Genomic DNA, 18961 nt, shown 5'->3' with positions numbered 1-18961 from the left:
GGCAGGTGTGGGGAAGATGCTTCAAGCGAGCTTGCGCACCCGAGCCACGGGGGGTTGTGCCCGGTCCTTCAGGCGGACGCTCCGGAGCGCCGGCGGAGGAGCGTTCGGCTGAAGATCTCAAGACCGGGCGGGGGTGTGGGGGTCGCCCCCCACGAAAGACAGCCAGAATCGGGGGTTTCGCCCGGTCCTTCAGGCGGGCGGCCCGGAGCGCAAGCGGAGGGGCGCCCGCCTGAAGATCTCAAGACCGGGCGCGGGGGGTGTGGGGGGTCGCCCCCCCACATTAACCAGCAAGAGCGATCTCCAACTGGTCCAGGGACCAGTCGAGGTCGTCCTGGCCGATCACCAGCGGCGGCGCCAGGCGGATCGTGGTCTCGTGGGTCTCCTTGGCCAGGACGCCCAGCTCCATCAGCCTCTCGCTGACCGGGCGCGCCTTGCCGTTCAGCTCGACGCCGGCCCACAGCCCGCGTCCGCGGACCTCGCGGACGACGTCGGTCGGCAGCGCGCCCAGGCGTGCGTGCATGTGGGCGCCCAGGGTGCGGGACCGCTCCTGGAACTCGCCGGTGCGCAGCATCGCGACCACCTCGCGGCCGACCGCGCAGGCCAGCGGGTTGCCGCCGAACGTGGAGCCGTGCTGGCCCGGCTTGAACACGCCGAGCACGTCGTTGTCGGCGACCACCGCGGACACCGGCAGGATGCCGCCGCCCAGGGCCTTGCCCAGGATGTAGACGTCGGGCACGACACCCTCGTGCTCGACCGCGAACGTGGTGCCGGTCCGGCCCAGCCCGGACTGGATCTCGTCCGCGATCATCAGGGCGTTCGCGTCGGTGCACAGGTCCCGCACGGCCCGCAGGAAGCCGCTGGGCGGCACGTTGACCCCGGCCTCGCCCTGGATCGGCTCGATCAGGACCCCGACGGTGGAGTCGTCCATCGCCGCCCGCAGCGCCTCGACGTCCCCGTACGGCACGGTGCGGAACCCGGGGGTGAACGGGCCGTAGGAGTTCCGGGCGTCCGGGTCGGTGGAGAAGCCGACGATCGTGGTCGTCCGGCCGTGGAAGTTGCCCTCGAACGTGATGATGTTGGCCTGGTCGGCGGGCACGCCCTTGACCTCGTACCCCCACTTGCGGGCGGTCTTGAGCGCGGTCTCCACCGCCTCGGCGCCGCTGTTCATCGGCAGCACCATGTCCTTGCCCGCCAGTTCGGCCAGCTCGGCGACGAACGGGCCGAACTGGTCGTGGTCGAAGGCCCGGCTGACCAGCGTCACCCGCTCCAACTGGCGGCGCGCGGCCTCCACCAGCCGGGGGTTGCGGTGCCCGAAGTTGACCGCCGAGTACGCCGCGAGCATGTCCAGGTAGCGCCGGCCCTCGGCGTCGGTGACCCAGGCCCCCTCGGCCTCGGTGATCACGATCGGGAGCGGGTGGTAGTTGTGGGCGCTGTGCTCTTCGGACAGGGCGCGCAACTGCTGGGTGAGCGTCACGGTTCTCCTTCGGCGGTCCCCGGCCCCGGATGACCGCGGTGGGTGTCGACGCGCGGCCGTTCGGGGTTCGCCCGGTCGCCGCGGGTGGCTGCCCGTCGGCTGGTCGCGGGCCTGCTCACAGCGTATGTTCGGGTACGGGGCACGACCAATCGCGAAAGCCGACTTCAGGGGATCTCTTCGTTGCGTCTTGATGACCTGGACCGCCGAATCGTTGCGATGCTGCTGGAGAACGCCCGGGCGTCGTTCGCCCAGATCGGCGACGTGATCGGCCTGTCCGCGCCGGCGGTCAAACGCCGCGTGGACCGCCTCCGCGAGGAGGGTGTCATCACCGGCTTCGCCGCCGTGGTCGACCCCGCCACCCTGGGCTGGTCCACCGAGGCGTTCATCGAGATCTTCTACAACGGCGCGCGCTCCCCGGAGGAGACGTACGAGAGCGTCCGCAAGCATCCCGAGGTGATCGCCGCCTACACCGTCACCGGCGCGGCCGACGCCCTCATCCATCTCCGCGCCCGCGACATCAGCCACCTCGAGGAGACCCTCGAACGGCTCCGCCGCGAGCCCAACATCGCCCAGACCAAGACCTCGATCGTCCTGTCCCGCCTCATCGGCCGCCCCACCGGCGGCCCCGACGCCTGAGCCCGCCCGCCTCGTACCCGTTCGGTAGGCTTCGGCCATGGAGTTCGCGACCGCAGACCTGATCGACGACTTCGACGCGGAACTGGCGAGCTGCGAGACGCAGTTCCGCCAGTACGGGGCCCGTGCCGTGTTCGCCGGTCCGATCGCCACCATCCGCTGCCACCGCGACAACGCGCTGGTCAAGAAGGTGCTGAACGGCCCCGGCGAGGGTCGCGTCCTGGTCGTGGACGGCGGCGGCTCCCTGGCCTCGGCCCTGATGGGTGACCTGATCGCCGCGGCGGCCGTCGAGCAGGGCTGGGCCGGCGTCGTCATCAACGGCGCGGTCCGCGACGTCGCCACCCTGCGGACCCTCGACCTCGGCATCAAGGCCCTCGGCTCGAACCCCCGCAAGAGCGCCAAGGCCGGCGACGGCGACACCGACGTGCCCGTCACGTTCGGCGGTGTCGACTTCGCCCCGGGGGCCTGGCTCTACAGCGACGAGGACGGCATCGTCGTGGCCTCCCGCCGGCTCCACTGACCTTCCCCTGCTCTCCGCCTCAGGCGGAGAGGCGTGTCGCGTCCTCGGTGTCCTTGGGGCGGGCCCTCAGCCTGCGGAGCATGCGGGCGTCCTGGAATCCGACCGCGCGAGCGGCCGCCTCCACGGTCGCGCCCTGACCGATGAGGTGGCCGGCCCGCTCCAGCCGCAGCACCTGCTGGTAGCGCAGCGGCGTCATCCCCGTCGCGCGCCCGAACAGCCGCGTCAGGGTCCGTTCGCTCACCCCGGCGGCGGACAGGTCCGCCGGTGACAGCCGGTCGGTGAACCGCGTGTCGATGAGGTCCTGCACCCGATGGACCACATCGCTCAGGTGGGCCCGATGCCGCAGCATCGCGCTCGCCTGCCGTTCCTCCCCGTTGCGGCGTGCGTACACCACCATCGAACGCGCGACCCTCGCCGCCGCGCCCGGCCCGTGCCGCGTCGCGTCGCGACGAGGTGCAGCGCCAGGTCGATGCCGCTGGCGATGGCCGCCGACGTCACCACCCGATCGTCGATCACGTACAGCACGTCCCGTACGACCCTCGCCCGCGGGTACCGGACGGCCAACTCCTCCTGCAGCGCGTGGTGTGTCGTGCACCTCCGCCCCTCGAGCAGCCCGGCCCACCCGAGCGCGTCCGCCCCCGCGCACACGCTCGCGACCGTCCCCCCGAGCGCATGGTGCTCGGCCGGCCGCCTCGCCTGCTCCGCACTCACACCTTCATGCCGCCGCAACGTCGGGGCCCGCCACCCCGGCACCAGAACGAGGTCGCCCGGCCCCACCTCGGGCCGTGCCGTCCCGGCCCGCAGCGGCACCCCTGGAGCGGAAGGAACGTCCTCCTGCTCGGCCACATAGCTCAACTCGTACCCGTACCCGAGATCCGCGGCGGTCGAGAACACCTGAGCGGGCCCCGCCAGGTCCAGCAGATGCAGTCGCGGCACGAGCAGGAAGACGACGCGCGTCACGATCCGGTCAACCCCCCACGACGACTCCGGTCACCCGTCCACGGTACGGATCGCGGCGAACCTCCCGGCCAACGCGTACTCGGTCCGCACCGTGATCGCGTCCGTGCCCAGCGTCCGCGGATCCGCGAGCACCTCCGCGACCGACCGCCCCGCCGGCGCGTCCCGATGCGGGATCGGCGTGGTCGCCGTGGCGTCCGTCACGAACGTCACCTCGTACCCGAGATCCGACGCCAACCGCGCCGTCGTCTCGACGCACTGCTCCGTCCGGATCCCGCACACCACCACCTCCCGAACCCCTCGCGCCGTCAACAGCCGCTGCAGATCCGTCGTGGTGAACGCGTTGTGCGCCGTCTTCACCAACGTCGGCTCCCCCTCCCGCACCTCCAGCCCGTCCATCAGCCGAACGAACCCCCGCTCCGGATCGAACACGGTCCCCGACCCCGGCGCGGAGTGCAGCACCCACACCACCAGATCCCCTCCGCCCCGCGCATGCTCCACGAGCCGCCCCACCTTCCCCACGACCCCCGGGTTCGACACCGCCTCCCACATCGCCTGCCGCCGGAACGACTCCTGCACATCGATCACGACCAACGCTCGCCTCATGCCCCGATCCTGCGCCCACCCCACCAGACACGATCAAGCCCCACCCCGGACCGATCCAGCCACCCCCACCGAGCCCTTGGTCTCGATCGGGGAGCACGACACCGTCCTCAGTGGGCGACCTTGCAGCCCGAGCCATCTGTGTCGAGGTGTCCCAGCTCCGGATCTGCACCTTGGCGACCTTCACGGGGGAGCCGCCCGTTTGAGAGAACGCTTCGGAGGTCACTACTCGAGCACGGTCATCACAGGGAGACTCCCCTCGACGACCGCTCCCACGGAGGCCGGGGAGATGGCGGTTCCACGCCTGGTTATGACGGTGAGCTGTGGTGGGATCGTCGGCGAGACGAGGTAGCTGCCAGGGCGCACCGTGTCGTGAGAGGGGACGACGATCTCTCTCACGTCGGTCCATGTGCTCAGGTATCCGCATTCGGCCTGAACGTACGGTTGCTTCTCCGCGCTCACCCGACGAGAGGTCGTCAGCCTAATGGCTCCCGTCCCGGGAATTTTGTCTTTTTGGGCGGGTGGCGTTTTGTAGAGCCCCAGAACAGCTTGTCGAGGATTGGAATTCTTGCTCTGCTCGCCGATGCTGAAGTTGTACGAACCGATCACGTCCCGGCGGTCAGAGTCCTCGCCGAAACACTGAAGATCACCGCCTGGCAGGTATTTGCCGCCCTGTGGCGTTCTGGCGGAGAAGAACGTGGTGACCCGCATCCGCGTTCCCGGTTTGACGCGTGCCGGACTGACCTGGATGGACAATCTCATGTACGGGGAGTCCGCGGCAGGCATGTACGGTTGGCCGGTAAGAACTCCTGGACGGGTGAAATGTACACGGAGTGATCCTTGTGCCTCGCCGCCCACACCTGGGTCGGACGGCAGGAACATGACGGACGCAGTGATCGCTGCCCCTGCGGTACCCATGGCCGCAACACCCTTGGCCCCACCGATCTTGGCGAGTGCGCCTTTGCCGCCTGCGGTACCCGCGTGAACGACGGTCTGGGTTCCGGCGGCCTGCCCCACGGCCGCCCCGGTGACCGTCGCTCCGGGGGCGACGAAGGCGCCTCCCACGAGGGCGGCCAACGGCGCCGCGATCGCAATGCCGGCGGCGGCGATGCCCAGCTTCTCGCGGCCATGGCGCTCCCAGTCAGAACCGAAGTGGAGAGCGGCGATCGACTCGAGCTGCTGCGCGAACCGTTCGGCGTCCCACAGCCGCTGGGCGGGGGACTTCGCCAGGCCCTGGGCGACGATCGGCCGCAGCGGCTCAGGAATCATCTGCAACGGCACCGGGGACGTCATGTGCTGAATCCGAAGACTCTCCACGGTCCTGCCGTCATAGGGACGCGATCCGGTGAGGCATTCGACGAAGACGCACGTCGCGGCATACAGGTCGGTGGCCGGACTGATGGGCTCGCCGCTCCACTGCTCGGGTGCCATGTATCCGGCAGTTCCCAACCAGCCCGTCTGGCCCGTCAGCCCCGCCACACCGAAGTCGACGAGCTTACTGAGCCCATCGCGGAGCACCAGAATGTTGCCCGGCTTGTAATCACGGTGGATGACGCCTGCGGCATGCGCTGCGGCGAGACCCAGCAACGAACCTTTAAGGATCGTCAGAGCCGCCTCGGCCGGCAACGGCCCGCTTTGCGCGTCCAAGACCGTCCGCAGGGACTGTCCTGGAATGGCCTCCATGACCATGGCGGCGCCGTGAGCCGACTCTGCCAGGCCATACAGACGCACGACGTGCGGACTGGAGATCCTGGACAGGGCCGCGGCCTCACCGCGCATCCTGTCCAGAGCCCGGGGATCACCCAGGAGTCCCTCGTTCAAGTACTTGATCGCGACAACGTTCCCGGTCGCCTCGTGCCGCGCCAGCACCACACGGCCCTGGGCTCCCGAGCCGAGTTCGGCCAACTCCTCGGTGCCCGGCACTCGCCAAGCTCCCGGAGCGAGTGGTCCGCTCACCCGAACTTCCGGAGCTGCCGGGTCAGCAACTCCGTCGCCCGTTCGGCGATCGGATCGCCGGACTCACCGGGCTCGTTGCGCTCCCAGTACAGCGACGCGACGACCAGATTGCCGCGCACCGCGTAGTCGTATATGAGGAAGTAGACGTTGTATTTCATCACCCGGGGCTCGACATGCTTCTCGAAACCGCGAAAGTGAGACCATCCGGCGATGGGATTCTCGGTGACCTTCCACGTGTCGTCGTGGGGGTAGAACGTGGAGTCCGTACCTGATTTCTTTTTCGCGGGCACCTTTTGTTGTTGCGGGCATGAGTTCGCTCGCGATCTGAGCGCCGTAAAGGCGCTCATGCCTTCGGGTGCATTTTTGTATCGCGCAACGATTTGGGCGTACTTGACTTCATTCCGAGGTAGTCTCGGTTTGTTGATGAACTGTCTACTTGTTAGATCGGGCTTTCCCTTGAAGGTTGCATCTGAAAGGGAGCACATAGGGGCCCTTCCCCTCTTTAGGGCCTCTACTGCCACAGGTATCTCGTGCTTTGCCTCGCCGATCTCCTTGGAGGTGAGAAGTCCGCGCCTGACTTGCTGCTCAGAGTAGTCGGGCGGAGGAGCTGGTGTGGATTTCTGTGGACTGGGGGTAGGGGCGGCCTTTTTCGGGCTTGGGTTGTCACCGCAACCCGCAGTGGCTGCAACCAGCGAGGCGAGGATGAGGAGCCGGCGGAGGGTGTGTGCCGTCGGCTTGGTCATATTCATCATGATCGTGTGTTCGTTTGAATCTCGCTGACCACCATCGTCAGGGGGGTCGAGGTTTGTTGGAGGTCCAAGAGTCGACCGCCACCTGTTCCGCAGGTCGCCCCGGCACAGGTCCAGTCCACCCGCCAGAAAATGGTTGCAGTGATCTGGTGGGCGCCGCCTGGTGCGTTGGCTGACGAACGTTGATAGACATGTTGACATTTAGGACTGCTCGGTGGCTCTGATCCGTAGCAATCGAACGTCGTCTCGCCGACATTCCATTTTACGTAGTACGGAGTTGCGACCGCCTGAACTGTCCGTCCGCCTGAGGTGATCGGCTCGGTTGCCACCGTTGTGTAGTTGTCTACCGCAAGTGTGGTGCGCAGGCGCACGTATGTCTTTCTCGCGGGCTCTGTACGAACTACAGGAACAGGGATGACGGCGGATGACCGCAGGGTTTCCGCTAGCTGCTGTGGAGTGGGAAGGGGGTCCGGATCGTTGTTGAAGTTTCCGCCTGCGCCATTATCTCCTGACGGCTCGGGAAGCTGACCGCCACCGTCGCCCCCGCTTGGACCGTCGCCTCCGCCACCTGATCCCCCGCCGCCGTCGCCGAGGCCGCATCCGAACTTGTCGTCCCCACCCTTGCTACAGGGGGCTGCCGTGGCGGTTCCCGTGTCGGTCAGAAGCATGACCGACATGGCGACCAGCGACAGCGCCAATCCCAGAGGAGTGCGTAGTCCGTGGCCGGCCGAGCCGACTCGGGAACCGGGCCGTGGGGTTCGTTGAGTGGTCAGCATGCTTTGTCCCGCTTCGTGTCGGAGACTTTCCAGGCGCTGTTCTCGTACTTGACCGCGGCGCGGTACCGGTATCTGCCGCCTTCGCCGTTGCCGGTGCGTCTCCCGGTCTTCGCTGAGTAGCGGTAGACGGCGAGGGTGCGCATGCAGTCGAGGACGTAGACGGTCAGGCCGTCGGGGGAGCGGGCGTAGACGCGGGGGTTGGAGATGTTGACGAAGCGCCAGATCTCGCCCTTGGCGCGGGTGCGTTCTATGTCCCGGGTGACCGTGGTGAGGAGCGGGTCGGTGGCGACGGCGGGGAGGTCGGAGGGGTCGTTGCGCTCGTAGGCGGTTTTGTAGGCCTGTTGGTAGGCGTTGTACTGGCGGAGGACCTGGGCGTCGATCTGAGGGGTGGGGAGGGCGCCGGGGCCGGTGGGGCCGCCGGTGGGGGCGGTGGGGGCCCGGAGGCTGCCTGAGGGTTGGAACGTACCGCCGGGGGAGGAGCCTGCGCCGCAGGCGACGGTGAGCCCGGCCAGGGCTAGGGGGCCGAGGGGCCGAACGAACCGGGCGAGCATGCCAAACCCCTGATCAAAGTGCAGCCGTCTTCAGGGCGGGATACGCAGCGAAAGCTTACAGAGGCGCATGGTGCGGGGAAAAGGGGTTCGTTGCGCCGGGCGGGTCGATGTGGGCTCGGGTTAGCGAGATGTGGCCCGGGGGTTCTGGGGAAGTGGCCGGGCTGGACACGGTGGGCGGGAATGTCGGTCGTTGCTGGTAGATGTGGGTCGTGGGTGAGAAACGTGGTGTGGAGGCCGAGGCGTTCCTTCGGATGGTGGTGGAGCTGCCACGAGGTGGAGGAGCGGGAACATGCGAACCGGGTGAGCCTGAAGGTGCGCGGCAACGGGTTCCGCCATCTGGCACAGGAGGGGCGGGTGGCGAGGCTCAAGGCGACTCTTGAGGAGAGGGATGCGCTGGTGGCGACGGATCCGGAGGCGTACGGTGACTCCTACGTCGCCGGCCGTTTCGGCTGGATCGAGGTGCGGCCGGCCGCTGCTCCGGTGGACGAGCCGAGCGAGCTGATCAGCGAGGCCTGGAGGCTGTCGGCGCCAAGACGGCCGGTCGGGGAGTCCCTCGGGGACTTCTGAAACCGTGGCGGGTCATCGTTCGTTGGACGGGGGGCCGTACCATGGTGGACACGAGCTGTTGAACTTCGGGGACTCGGAGTGACCAACGATCCGGGGGTCCGAGCGAACGCGTTCACACGAAGGGGATCTGGCATGAGCCGACAGCGAATCATCGTCCTGACAGGTGCGGCGGCGGCCATCGCGGCGATCGCGATCGTCGGCTTCGCGGCGACCGGCCAGGCGGAGCGCGAGCCCGTCGAGCAGGACCCCGGGAAGCCCATCGTTCACCATCTGCAGGAGAACCCGGAGCAGGTCCAGCGGTACTGGACCGAGGAGCGGATGCGCGACGCTCAGCCGGCCCCGATGCCGCACGTGGAGTAACGCACGCCTGCGCACCGCCGTCCTCCGCGCACGGAACGGGTCCCGTCAAGGTTGGGTCCTACGCGACGCATTTCCAGAATGGGCGCTTCGGCATCACGACGGAGCGCAATGGGCGAGTACCACGCTGGGCAGCGGGCCATCACCGCGCCCGGGCAGAGTTCGGAACGGCGCCAAGGTCCTCGGGTCCGGCTGCTGAGGACAAGGCCACGTCACCTTCTGCCCTTCCGGTTCCAGCGCTCTTCCTGCAGGAACGGCACGCGGGCGCGTACGCAGCCCGGCGACGGCCTTTGCGCCATGTCTCGACGGCCTCCGAACGCTGCCCGAAGTGGATCGTGGATGAGTTCCGCAATGCGATGTAAGAGATCGACAGACGGTCGGACGGCCCTGATGCCACGCTCCCAAGGCGACGGAAAGCGGTGCTGTGTCCGACGGCAGGATCGTTCGTCCCCAGTGAGCCCTTGCGTCATACCGCAGCAGCCGACAGGCGGCCGAGATGGCTCTGGTGCCGCGCTCTCAAGGTGATCGGGCCGAGCCTCGACGCCGTGCCTGGCGGGCCGCGGCCAGGGTCGGATCCATGACCCAGTAGCCCCGTGTCGTGGCGCAGCAGCCCGGCGGGGAAATGCTCGAGACGGCGACCGGCATGATGTCCGTGCCTGGTGTCGTTGGGGCTCGGTGTCGTGCTGAGGCGGGTCGGCATGCGGCCGAACGGGCTATGGTGTCGCGCTCGCGAGGTGATCAGGATGAGTCTCGCCGCCATGCCCCCCGGCAGGGGGCGCAGCCAGGGTCGGTTCGATGGCCGAGCAGCCCACGTGTCTTGACGCAGCAGCCCGGTAGCGGACGGGCATTGTGCCTGGTGTTGTCGTTCCGGCTCGGTGTCGTGCTGAGGCGGGTCGGCATGCGGCGGAACCGGCTATGGTGTCGCGCTCGCGAGGTGATCAGGATGAGTCCCGCCGCCATGCCCCGGCAGGGGGCCCGCAGCCAGGGTGGGTTCCACGCCCCGGTAGTCACTGTGGCTTGCCGCAGCGGTCCGGCAGAAGGCGGCTTCGGGCACCGTCGCCTGTGTCGTTTAGTTTCGGCAGATTGCCTGGTGATGCGGCGGGACGAGCCGATGCCAGGTACCGGGATGGGGCCAGATACGGCACCGTGCCTAGATCTGTTCGGCGGAGCCCACCGACCTGCTGCGCGGTGCGGTGGCGGAAGGCCGACGGTGCGGGGAGACGGTGAAGTATCGAAGGCCGTCATCGTTTGCTGGACATTCGAGTGAATCGGTCGAGGTGAGAGCGATACGGGGCCATCGCCGAAGGCGGGGACCGCCGAGGAGGATTGCACCGTCCGGCACATCTGCTGGAGGGTCCTCCGCCCGTACTGACAGGACCGGGGATCGCGGGTCCTGAGAGGGGCGGACGCAAAAGGCCGTACCGGAGGTTCTCCGGTACGGCCCTTTGTCAGTCAGGCTCGCGCAGGGCGATCCTTACTTCGTCTTGATCCAGTTGTAGATGTCCGCCGCGAGCCGGCCCTGGTAGGGGCTGAACATGCGGTTGTCGCGGGTGCTGTGGGTGCTGTTGACACCCGCGACCCGGCCCCAGCCCTTGCTGTTCATGCCGTACAGCCAGGAGCCGCCGCTGGCGCCGCCGCCCATGGTGCAGGGGAGCTGCAGGCTGGTCGGCGCCTGCGAGTGGAAGCGGATGCCCCGGGTGTTACCGGTGCAGTAGTAGAGGCGGTGCCCCTGCGTCCGCTTGCCGGAGGGCAGGTAGACGACCGGGTAGCCGAACGCCCGCATGAAGTAGTTCCGGCTCTTGTAGCCCCAGGAGATGCCCTGGCCGCCGGTGCGGCCCTGGATGCGCTGGCCCTTCCAGTCCCAGACGGTGAACGCCGCCAGGTCGTGGGCGTAGCGGTAGTTGAGGTTGCGGTTCTTGGTCCATGCCGTGCCGGCGACGCGGAACCGCGCCGTCCAACGGCCGCCCGGGAAGCGCCCGTCGCGGTAGCCCGGCGCGAACATGACGTTCTTGTGCCAGGTGCCGCCGGGGCCGCCGCCGTGCAGGCAGTGGCCGGCGGTCCAGACGGTGCGCCTGTTCGGCGCGTTCACGACCGTGCCGCTGCAGACGTAGTTGTCGCCACCCTTGACGAAGTAGATGCGCCCGGTGGTACGAGCGATACCCGTCTTCAGGTAGGGCCACTGCTTGGTGTTGGTGACGGCCGAGGTGGACACGCCACCGGAGGTCGCGACGGTGTCGCCCACGGGGGCGGCCGGCACCTCCTGCAGCGGGGCGTCGGCCACCGCGACGGAGGCCGCGGCGGCGGTGACCGTCTTGGGAAGCGGGACCGGCTTGGCCGAGGCCATGCGCTCCTTGGTCCAGTACTTCTCGGTGGCGCTCGCGGCGATCTCGCCGTCGGTGTAAGTGTCCAGGCCGGACGCCGCCGTGGGAGCGCCCGCCTTCGTCACGGTGGTCTGGGCCGGCCCGGTGGCCGCGAAGGCCACGCTCGTGGTCGCCGCGGCCGTTCCGATGACGGCCGCCGTGATGGCGATGCGGGGGGCTGAAAGACGCAAGCTAGCTGCCTTCCGTTCGAGAGTGATCGATGGCGGGGTACGAACGATGAACCAAACAGGTTCCCAGGGCCTACGTCAAGTCGGCACTTAGTTGGTTATCTCACCTTGATAACTTCTGGGGTGGTCTGTCCGATATTGGACGTGGTCGGAGGCCGGATCCGGCCGGATCCGCCGTTTCGGTTGCCGCGAGCGTGTTCCATCTGGTCATGGCCATATGTCCGCTGACCAGGGCAAGATCAACTTCTCGGGGGCGGTGAAGACCAGGTGGCCGACCGGTTGCGTCGAGGGGTTTGGGACGAGGCCCGCTGATGGCGCAGGTGATTTCGGTCGCGCGAGGCCGGCGCGTCCGACGGGGCCGGACGTGGTACGCGGCGGGTGGCGAGTCCGACCGCAATGGGTTTTCGGCACATCGGCGACGAACGAACCCTGCCCGCGTGGGTCCGAAGTGCCCCGAGGCGGGGAACGGTGGCAGTCCACGGAGTGGGAGACCACCGATGCACACGCATCCGGCGACCACCGACGACGCGGGAGCGCTCACCTCCCGGCGCGCGCTGGTCGAGTCGGGGGCAATGAACGGGCTCGTCGTCTCGGTCGTGGGCGCTCGGGTTCGCGGCTATCAAGTGGGTTCGCGGTGGTGGGGTCTGCGGCGATGAGGCGGGTTGGCCGTGTGGTGGGGGTCTGCGGCGTTGGGCAGGTTCGTCGCACGTCGGTCTGCGGCGCTCGGGTCCGCGGCTATGAAGTGGGTTCGCGGTTTGGCGGGGGTGCTTCTGCGGCGATGAGGTGGGTCGGCTGTGTGGGGGACCTGCGGAGATGGGCGGGTTCGTCGCATGTCGGTCGGCGGCGGTCGGGTCTGCGGCGATGAAGTGGGCCCGCCGTGTGGTGGGGGCGGGTCTGTGGTGATGGGGCGGGTTGGTCGCGCGTGGGGCGGTGCTGGTCGGGTCCGCAGCGATGAGATGGGCTCGTCGTGGGGTGGGGCGAGTCCGTGGGTTTGTCGTGGCTGCGGCGGTGACGTGGGCTCGTCGTGTGGTCGAAGCCGTGGCGATGGACGGATGGGCCGTGTCGGTCCGGGACGGGCGGATCCGTGACGGTGGAGGGGTTCGTCGTGCCGGACGGAGGCGGTGGCGTTTCGCGGCGATGGAGTGGGCAGGCCGAGTTGGTCGGTGGCGATTGGGTCTGCGGCGATGGAAAGGCTCGGGCGCCAGGGCAAGGGAGTTGGGAGTCCGGGTTAATGATGGCCGTCCCCGAGGCGTTCCCGAGGTGTCGAGGCCGTGGGATGTCGTTCAAGCCGGCCGGAGGCCGGGGGCCTAGAGGGAGCGGACGAGGTCCAAGGCCAGTAGTAGGTCCAAGTGGACGAAGGTCTCGAACTTCGCGCCCGAGGCGATGGTGGAGTCGTCGGCGAGGTGTTGCAGGGTGGCGAGGGCCGCCGAAGTGTTCAGATCGTCGCCGAGGGCCGCCTCGGCTTTCTGCACGTGGTCGCGCGACATCGGCCTGCCGGGTGAACGTGCCCAGTCGGCGACGAGGGTGCGCCAGCGGTCGAGGAGGTCTTGGACGTCGGCGAGGGGGTCCGTGGTGATGGGTTCCCGGTAGGGGACGCGGAGGATCGCCAGCCTGACCGTCACCGGATCGACGTCGGCGGAGGACGGGTCGAGGGCGGGCATGGGGCCCGGGCGGAGCCGGAGGCCGCCCGTACGCCGTGAAGATCGCTCCCCGACGCCCGCGGTCGCGTCGTCGTCGCCCGGTGGACGAGAGGCGTTCTCGTGGCTCGGAGCCCCGCCCACATGGACGTGTGCCGATGCGGCGTCGCCCTCGTCCATCCCCAGCACGTTGTAGTCGGCCAAGGGGCGGCCCGGCGGGAGCGGGCCGGAGCGGGTGACGCGGACGCGGCGGTACCGGCCGGCGACCCGGCGGAGGAGGTCGGCGGTCAGGTGGGCGCGGAGGTCGCCCTCGTGGACGTGGATGTGCAGCGGCCCGGACGGCAGCTCCACCAGCCGCCCGCCGTCCTCGTCGTAGAGCCTCATGCGCGTCAGTGCCGTGGCATGGCGGCGATGTCCTCCGCCGTCGGCACGCCGGTGGCCTGCGGCATGGTGGCGTGAACGCCCCCGCCCCCGCCCCCGGCCGGGCCCGCGGCCCCGGAGGGCGGCGGACCCGGAGCGGTGGGCGGCGTGTGCGGAGGGGGGCCCATGGACGAGGAGCCGGGGCCCTCGGGCATGGGTGCGCTGCCGTCCGGCTTGCGGACGGCGGCGAAGCGGAGGCGCACGTAGTCGGCGACCCAGCCGGACTCGCGGCGCAGGGCGGGGGCGGCGAGTTCGTTGATGCGGGACAGGAGCGGCTCGACGATCTCCGGCGGGACCTCCTTGAGGGCGCTCGCGGCGAAGACCCGCACCCAGTCGGCGGCGCCGTTGGGGCCCTCGGTCATCCGGGTGGGCCGGTCGAAGTACTCCAGCAGCCGCACCGTGAACCCGGCGGACTCCAGCCGGGTCGCGTACTCGGCGGGCGTGGGGAAGTACCAGGGCAGTTCCGGCTCGGCCAGCCCGAAGATGCGCCACGCGGTCTGCATGGCGGCGATCAGCTCCGCGCAGTTGCCCGCCCCGCCCATCTCGGCGACGAACCGGCCGCCGGGACGCAGCGCCGCGCGGACCGCGGCGATGACCGCGTCGGGGTCGCGGGTCATCCAGTGCAGCGCGGCGTTGGAGGCCACCGCGTCGTACGGCTCGCTGGTGGTGAAGTCGTGGGCGTCGCCGACCGCGAACGACAGTTGCGGGTGGGCGGCGGCGGCCTGCGCGATCATCTCGGGGGAGCCGTCGATGCCGAGCACCTCGGTGCCCCGCTCGGCGATGGCCGCGGAGAACAGGCCCGTTCCGCACCCGAGGTCGATGATGCGCTCGTCGGGTTGCGGATCGAGCAGGTCGACCAGCGGAGCGCCGTGTGCGGAGACGTATCCGAAGGCGGAGTCGTACGTCGCAACGGCCCAGTTCACGTTCGTAACTTAGCCGACAATCCGAATCGCTGAACGGGGGTTGCCCAAGGGCATGCGTCACTCTGAGCAGACCATGACCCGCAGCGGCGACGGGCGGACGGTGGGTCGCCGTCCACCCTACCGTCGGCGGCGGACGGAGGGCGGCGGTTCCTCGGTAGGGTGCCGGATGTGGCGCAGGAACGACGGTCCCGGGGCGAGGTGACGATCGCCGGGCGGGAGGACGCGGACGGTCTGGCGTTGGTCACCAGGGGCCTGTCCGCCCGGGGTCTGCCGGAACTCACCGTGACGGGGCTGCCGCCCTATCTCGGCCGGGCGTGGGCGCGCCTGCTCGCCGTCCTGGCCCACCGCCTCGCGGCCGGCGCGGCCGGTGCCGGCGCGTTCCCCCGAGCCGCCTCGAGCGAGGTTCCCGCCCAGGTGACGATCGTGCCGGACGATCTGCGGGCGGCCTTGAACGAGCCCTCGGGTGACTGGCGGCAGGTCACCGTCCTCCTCGTGAGGGACGGCGACCGCCTGGTCCCGTCGCCGCCCGCCGATTTCGACGGTCCGCTCGACCGGTGGCGGGCGGACCTGGCCACGCTGCTCTTCCCCTCGGCCCGCAGCTAGCCGCCCCGCGTCGAGCCCACCGAAGGTGCCTAGAATCCGGTTCAGTAACGGTGGGCGCGAGGAGGGGTGTGGCGTGGGGTACAGCGAGATTCGGTACGAGGTCGCCGATCGGGTCGCGACGGTCACGTTGGACCGGCCCGAGCGGATGAACGCGTACACGTACACGATGCGCGGTGAGCTGCTCGCGGTGTTCGACGAGATCGACGCCGACGACGAGGTGCGGGCCGTCGTGGTGACCGGGGCGGGGCGCGCGTTCTGCGCGGGCGCGGACCTGCAGGCGGGCGGCGACACGTTCAACAAGGAGAAGCAGGGCGACATGTTCGCCGGGGAGGACGTGCTGGAGGACGGCACGCCCCGGGACGGCGGGGGCACGGTGGCGCTGCGGATCGCGCGGTGCCTCAAGCCGGTCATCGGCGCGTTCAACGGTGCGGCGGTCGGCGTCGGCGTGACGATGACGCTGCCGATGGACGTCCGGCTGGCGTCGGAGAAGGCGAAGTTCGGGTTCGTGTTCGCCCGGCGCGGGATCGTCACCGAGGCCGCGTCGAGCTGGTTCCTGCCGCGTCTGGTGGGGATCGCGCAGGCGATGGAGTGGGCGGCGACGGGGCGGGTGTTCGACGCGCGCGAGGCGCTGGACGGCGGGCTGGTGTCCCGCGTGCACGCGCCCGACGAGCTGCTGCCGGCGGCGTACGGGCTCGCGCGGGAGATCGCCGACAACACCTCGGCGGTGTCGGTGGCGGCGATCCGGCGGCTGATGTGGTCGGGACTGTCCTCGACGACGCCCTGGGACGCCCACGCCAACGACTCCCGGCTGATGGCGGCGCTGGGATCCTCCCCGGACGCGGCCGAGGGCGTGACGTCCTTCCTGGAGAAGCGCCCGGCGTCCTTCCCGATGCGCGTCAGCGCCGACCTGCCGACGGAGGTCCCCGACTGGCCCCTCCGCTGACGCCTTAATGGGTCGATTCGTCCCGGTGGGGGTGGGTACCTCACCGGGACGAGAGGTGATCCGGAGGTGTGCGGTGTTGAACAGGCATATCGCGGTCATGGCCACCCTCGGGGTGGGGGCCTCACTGTTATCGGCGTGCGAGCAGAGCCCTCGGGTGCAGATGGCGGCCGAGCGGACGAGAACACCCGGTCCCGCGGGGGCCCGGCCACAGCCCCAGCGACCTCAAAGCCCGCCGCGTAAGGCTTCGCGGATCGACTGCGCCCGGGTCAAATGCGTGGCGCTGACGTTCGACGACGGGCCGGGGCCGTACACCGCCCGGCTCCTCGACCACCTGGCCAAGACCCGGGTGCGGGCGACCTTCTTCGTGCTCGGCGAGCTGGTGCGGCCGAACGCGCGCCTCGTACGGCGGATCGCCGCCGAGGGCCATGAGCTGGCCAACCACTCCTGGTCGCATCCGGACCTGGCGGGGATGTCCTCGCGCGGGGTCCGGAACGAGGCGCAGCGGACGCAGGCGGCCATCCAACGGGTGTCGGGCGTGCGCTCGCGACTGTTCAGGCCCCCGTACGGGTCGACGAACGCGCAGGTGGGCCGGGCGGTGGCGCTGCCGCAGATCATGTGGAGCGTCGACACGCTCGACTGGAGCCACCGCAACACCGCCCGCACCGTACGGATCGTTCTCAAGGAGACCCGAGGCGGCGGGATCGTCCTCTTCCACGACGTCCACAAGCCGACCGTCGCCGCGATCCCGCAGGTGATCTCGCGGTTGAGCCGGAAGGGGTACCGGTTCGTCACGGTCTCCGAGCTGTTCCAGGGCAAGCGGCTGCGGCCCGGTGTCCGCTACTACGAGCGCGGGCCTTAAAGACACGTCGGTGGAACTTCTCGACCGCGGGTGGCGTCGCACTGGTGATCAAGGTTTTGGTGCGCCCCGCCCCCGGTGGTCAGGAGTTCGATCGGCCATGAGCACGTCGCTGTCGCTGCGGCCGTCCCGCCGTCCGCTGCTCTGGGTGCTGCCGGCGATCGCGGTCCTGGCGGCGGCGGTGGTGACCATGGGCGATCAGGTCTCTCTGCTGCTCGTGGTCATGGGCATGGCGGGGGCGTCGCTCTCCTTCTTCCGGCTGGCGCTCCTACAGGCGTTCGGGCGCACCGAGGCGAATGCCGACGGCATCGCCAACCGCCTGGTCCTGCGCACGGCACGGGTGCCGTGGCGGGAGCTGGACCGCTTCCTGGTCATGCCCACCGTGTTCGGCGCGACCGTGAAGATCGTCCGGATCGACGGCAGGCGGGTCACGCTGGCGGCCCCGCGCAGCGGGTTGCTGGGGCGCGACCCGGAGATGGCCGAGACCCTGCGCGCCCTGCGGGTACTGGCCCAGGCGAACGGCGGCGGGAACGCGGCGGTTGAGGAGCTCTCCGGCAAGGTCGCGCGAGTGTTCTACGTGGGGCTCATCGCCTTCGCGGCCTGGCTGGGGATCTCCCAATCGGCCCCCTGGCTCGAACCGTGGTGGCCGGGGCGGGCGGAGGCCACGTCCCTGCCCGATCCCTGCGCGGTCGCCGCCCCCTACGCGGCGCAACTGGTGCCGGGGGCGTCGCCTCGGAAGGATCGCGATCGGTTCCCGACGAAGAGCATGAGCTGCCTCTGGAAGGACGGCCCGGGGCACGTGGAGCTGCAGTTGACGTACGGGCTCTGGGGCCGTGACGCCGACGTCTCCGCGACCGACCGGGCCTGGGAGGACTTCGTCGACAGCCGTGACGCCTCGTACTGGGAGGAAGCGGAGCCCGTACGGGGCGTGGGGGACGCGGCCGTTCACCTGAAGGACGGCGCGCAGGTGCGCCGGCTGATCCTCAGGGCCAACATGGTGATCGAGCTGAGGTACCACAACATCCGCGACCGGCCCGCCGGCACCGCCCTGGACGGGCTCTCCCGGGCCGCCGTCGCGCACGTCCGGGCCGACTGAGCGCCGGCCCCGGGGTCTCAGCGGCGCCGGGGCGGCGGAGCGGGCGGGACGACCTTGCCCGCCACCACGATGGCGCGGGGCACCTCGACCACCTCGCCGGTACGGCGGCGGACCGTCAAGACCCCGCCTGACCACGATTCGAGCACTCCCACGACGTCGCTGTACTCTCCCGTCGGAAGGCGGCGGCGCAACGAGACCCGTTGACCGACATCCGCCTCCGATATGGAGACCACGAGTCGCGCGGCGAAACGGGCGGACATGTGGTGACCCCCCTGTCGAATCGACTATCCCGCTGCCGCAATACTAGGTGGAGCGAGCTTGCGGTGAGCCGTGGCGCACGGCGGGACCGGAAGAACCCGAGAGGAGTCACGACGTGACCTACGTCATTGCGCAGCCCTGTGTGGACCTGCTCGACAAGGCGTGCATTGAGGAATGCCCGGTCGACTGCATCTACGAGGGCAAGCGCCAGCTCTACATCCACCCGGACGAGTGCGTCGACTGCGGTGCGTGCGAGCCCGTCTGCCCGGTTGAGGCGATCTACTACGAGGACGACGTCCCCGACCAGTGGAAGGACTTCTACAAGGTCAACGTCGAGTTCTTCGACGACCTGGGTTCGCCCGGGGGGGCCTCCAAGGTCGGCAAGATCGACAAGGACCACCCGATCGTGGTGGCGCTGCCCCCGCAGGTGCACGACGACTGATCCGGGTTCGCCGGACACGTACGAAACGCGCACGGCCGTGGCCCCGGAGGGTCACGGCCTTGTGGCGTCATGGGGCATTGCGGTGAAGGAGA

General features: G+C 69.6%; 20 protein-coding genes. 9 read left to right on the top strand and 11 right to left on the bottom strand.

Annotated features, from left to right (window positions below; all coding sequences use genetic code 11):
* Positions 1 to 280 precede the first annotated feature (280 nt).
* Entirely contained in the window at positions 281 to 1474 is a 1194-nt protein-coding gene (gene rocD / locus DFJ69_RS07040) for an ornithine--oxo-acid transaminase (RefSeq protein ID WP_116021729.1), read from the bottom strand.
* A 180-nt stretch (positions 1475 to 1654) separates the two neighbouring features.
* Here rocD and DFJ69_RS07035 point away from each other — a divergent pair, with 180 nt between their 5' ends.
* Positions 1655 to 2110, top strand: a complete 456-nt coding sequence (locus DFJ69_RS07035; RefSeq protein WP_116021728.1) for an Lrp/AsnC family transcriptional regulator — start codon at positions 1655 to 1657, stop codon at positions 2108 to 2110.
* Between the two features lie 37 nt (positions 2111 to 2147).
* Entirely contained in the window at positions 2148 to 2627 is a 480-nt protein-coding gene (gene rraA / locus DFJ69_RS07030; protein WP_116021727.1) for a ribonuclease E activity regulator RraA, read from the top strand.
* Positions 2628 to 2646: 19 nt separating this feature from the next.
* On the opposite strand, the gene DFJ69_RS35355 is transcribed toward rraA, so the two are convergent.
* The 6 genes from DFJ69_RS35355 to DFJ69_RS07005 form a co-directional block, all read right to left on the bottom strand.
* A complete protein-coding gene (locus DFJ69_RS35355; RefSeq protein ID WP_245974097.1) occupies positions 2647 to 2976 on the bottom strand; it encodes a helix-turn-helix domain-containing protein in 330 nt (109 codons plus the stop codon).
* Positions 2952 to 3587, bottom strand: coding sequence for a DJ-1/PfpI family protein (locus DFJ69_RS07025; protein WP_245974095.1), 636 nt, complete (start codon positions 3585 to 3587; stop codon positions 2952 to 2954). Before DFJ69_RS07025 ends, DFJ69_RS35355 begins: the two co-directional genes overlap by 25 nt.
* A gap of 30 nt (positions 3588 to 3617) precedes the next feature.
* Positions 3618 to 4190 carry a cysteine hydrolase family protein gene (locus DFJ69_RS07020; RefSeq protein WP_211328535.1) on the bottom strand — a complete coding sequence of 191 codons (573 nt, stop codon included), beginning with the start codon at positions 4188 to 4190 and terminating at the stop codon, positions 3618 to 3620.
* Positions 4191 to 4412: 222 nt separating this feature from the next.
* Positions 4413 to 6110: a serine/threonine-protein kinase gene (locus DFJ69_RS07015; RefSeq protein ID WP_170177562.1), complete on the bottom strand. Its 1698-nt coding sequence runs from the start codon at positions 6108 to 6110 to the stop codon at positions 4413 to 4415.
* 29 nt (positions 6111 to 6139) lie between these two features.
* Positions 6140 to 6886 carry a hypothetical protein gene (locus DFJ69_RS33695; protein WP_147312228.1) on the bottom strand — a complete coding sequence of 249 codons (747 nt, stop codon included), beginning with the start codon at positions 6884 to 6886 and terminating at the stop codon, positions 6140 to 6142.
* Positions 6887 to 7661: 775 nt separating this feature from the next.
* Positions 7662 to 8219, bottom strand: a complete 558-nt coding sequence (locus DFJ69_RS07005) for a hypothetical protein (RefSeq protein WP_116021724.1) — start codon at positions 8217 to 8219, stop codon at positions 7662 to 7664.
* 273 nt (positions 8220 to 8492) lie between these two features.
* Between DFJ69_RS07005 and DFJ69_RS07000 the strand changes: the two genes are divergently transcribed.
* A complete protein-coding gene (locus tag DFJ69_RS07000) occupies positions 8493 to 8786 on the top strand; it encodes an MmcQ/YjbR family DNA-binding protein (RefSeq protein ID WP_211328534.1) in 294 nt (97 codons plus the stop codon).
* A 132-nt stretch (positions 8787 to 8918) separates the two neighbouring features.
* Positions 8919 to 9146 carry a hypothetical protein gene (locus DFJ69_RS06995; protein ID WP_116021722.1) on the top strand — a complete coding sequence of 76 codons (228 nt, stop codon included), beginning with the start codon at positions 8919 to 8921 and terminating at the stop codon, positions 9144 to 9146.
* Between the two features lie 1471 nt (positions 9147 to 10617).
* Here DFJ69_RS06995 and DFJ69_RS06990 read toward each other — a convergent pair.
* The 3 genes from DFJ69_RS06990 to DFJ69_RS06980 form a co-directional block, all read right to left on the bottom strand.
* Positions 10618 to 11694: a trypsin-like serine peptidase gene (locus DFJ69_RS06990; RefSeq protein WP_116021721.1), complete on the bottom strand. Its 1077-nt coding sequence runs from the start codon at positions 11692 to 11694 to the stop codon at positions 10618 to 10620.
* Between the two features lie 1304 nt (positions 11695 to 12998).
* A complete protein-coding gene (locus DFJ69_RS06985; protein WP_116021720.1) occupies positions 12999 to 13712 on the bottom strand; it encodes a hypothetical protein in 714 nt (237 codons plus the stop codon).
* 5 nt (positions 13713 to 13717) lie between these two features.
* Positions 13718 to 14671, bottom strand: coding sequence for a class I SAM-dependent methyltransferase (locus tag DFJ69_RS06980; protein WP_116021719.1), 954 nt, complete (start codon positions 14669 to 14671; stop codon positions 13718 to 13720).
* A gap of 168 nt (positions 14672 to 14839) precedes the next feature.
* Here DFJ69_RS06980 and DFJ69_RS06975 point away from each other — a divergent pair, with 168 nt between their 5' ends.
* The 4 genes from DFJ69_RS06975 (at position 14840) to DFJ69_RS06960 (ending at position 18169) form a co-directional block, all read left to right on the top strand.
* On the top strand, positions 14840 to 15274 hold the full coding sequence (locus DFJ69_RS06975) for a hypothetical protein (protein ID WP_116021718.1): 435 nt from the start codon (positions 14840 to 14842) through the stop codon (positions 15272 to 15274).
* A 73-nt stretch (positions 15275 to 15347) separates the two neighbouring features.
* On the top strand, positions 15348 to 16217 hold the full coding sequence (locus DFJ69_RS06970) for a crotonase/enoyl-CoA hydratase family protein (RefSeq protein WP_116021717.1): 870 nt from the start codon (positions 15348 to 15350) through the stop codon (positions 16215 to 16217).
* A gap of 274 nt (positions 16218 to 16491) precedes the next feature.
* Positions 16492 to 17076, top strand: coding sequence for a polysaccharide deacetylase family protein (locus DFJ69_RS06965; RefSeq protein ID WP_245974093.1), 585 nt, complete (start codon positions 16492 to 16494; stop codon positions 17074 to 17076).
* Positions 17077 to 17173: 97 nt separating this feature from the next.
* Entirely contained in the window at positions 17174 to 18169 is a 996-nt protein-coding gene (locus DFJ69_RS06960) for a hypothetical protein (RefSeq protein WP_116021715.1), read from the top strand.
* 17 nt (positions 18170 to 18186) lie between these two features.
* Here the strand turns inward: DFJ69_RS06960 and DFJ69_RS06955 are convergent, their stop codons facing one another.
* Positions 18187 to 18429, bottom strand: coding sequence for a putative acetyltransferase (locus DFJ69_RS06955; RefSeq protein ID WP_116021714.1), 243 nt, complete (start codon positions 18427 to 18429; stop codon positions 18187 to 18189).
* A 113-nt stretch (positions 18430 to 18542) separates the two neighbouring features.
* On the opposite strand from DFJ69_RS06955, the gene fdxA reads away from it, so the two are divergent.
* Entirely contained in the window at positions 18543 to 18869 is a 327-nt protein-coding gene (gene fdxA, locus DFJ69_RS06950) for a ferredoxin (RefSeq protein WP_116021713.1), read from the top strand.
* Positions 18870 to 18961 lie beyond the last annotated feature (92 nt).

Source organism: Thermomonospora umbrina (assembly GCF_003386555.1).
Taxonomy (GTDB): Bacteria; Actinomycetota; Actinomycetes; order Streptosporangiales; family Streptosporangiaceae; genus Thermomonospora; species Thermomonospora umbrina.
Note: the sequence above shows the minus strand (reverse complement) of the source record. Positions and strands in the feature narration are given on the sequence as shown.

Bases quoted from the DNA above. Each gene is read 5' to 3' on its own strand.
- rraA (WP_116021727.1), top strand. From the start codon at position 2,148: ATGGAGTTCGCGACCGCAGACCTGATCGACGACTTCGACGCGGAACTG.
- DFJ69_RS35355 (WP_245974097.1), bottom strand. From the start codon at position 2,976: ATGCTGCGGCATCGGGCCCACCTGAGCGATGTGGTCCATCGGGTGCAG.
- DFJ69_RS07020 (WP_211328535.1), bottom strand. From the start codon at position 4,190: ATGAGGCGAGCGTTGGTCGTGATCGATGTGCAGGAGTCGTTCCGGCGG.
- DFJ69_RS33695 (WP_147312228.1), bottom strand. From the start codon at position 6,886: ATGACCAAGCCGACGGCACACACCCTCCGCCGGCTCCTCATCCTCGCC.
- DFJ69_RS07005 (WP_116021724.1), bottom strand. From the start codon at position 8,219: ATGCTCGCCCGGTTCGTTCGGCCCCTCGGCCCCCTAGCCCTGGCCGGG.
- DFJ69_RS06995 (WP_116021722.1), top strand. From the start codon at position 8,919: ATGAGCCGACAGCGAATCATCGTCCTGACAGGTGCGGCGGCGGCCATC.
- DFJ69_RS06985 (WP_116021720.1), bottom strand. From the start codon at position 13,712: ATGAGGCTCTACGACGAGGACGGCGGGCGGCTGGTGGAGCTGCCGTCC.
- DFJ69_RS06960 (WP_116021715.1), top strand. From the start codon at position 17,174: ATGAGCACGTCGCTGTCGCTGCGGCCGTCCCGCCGTCCGCTGCTCTGG.
- DFJ69_RS06955 (WP_116021714.1), bottom strand. From the start codon at position 18,429: ATGTCCGCCCGTTTCGCCGCGCGACTCGTGGTCTCCATATCGGAGGCG.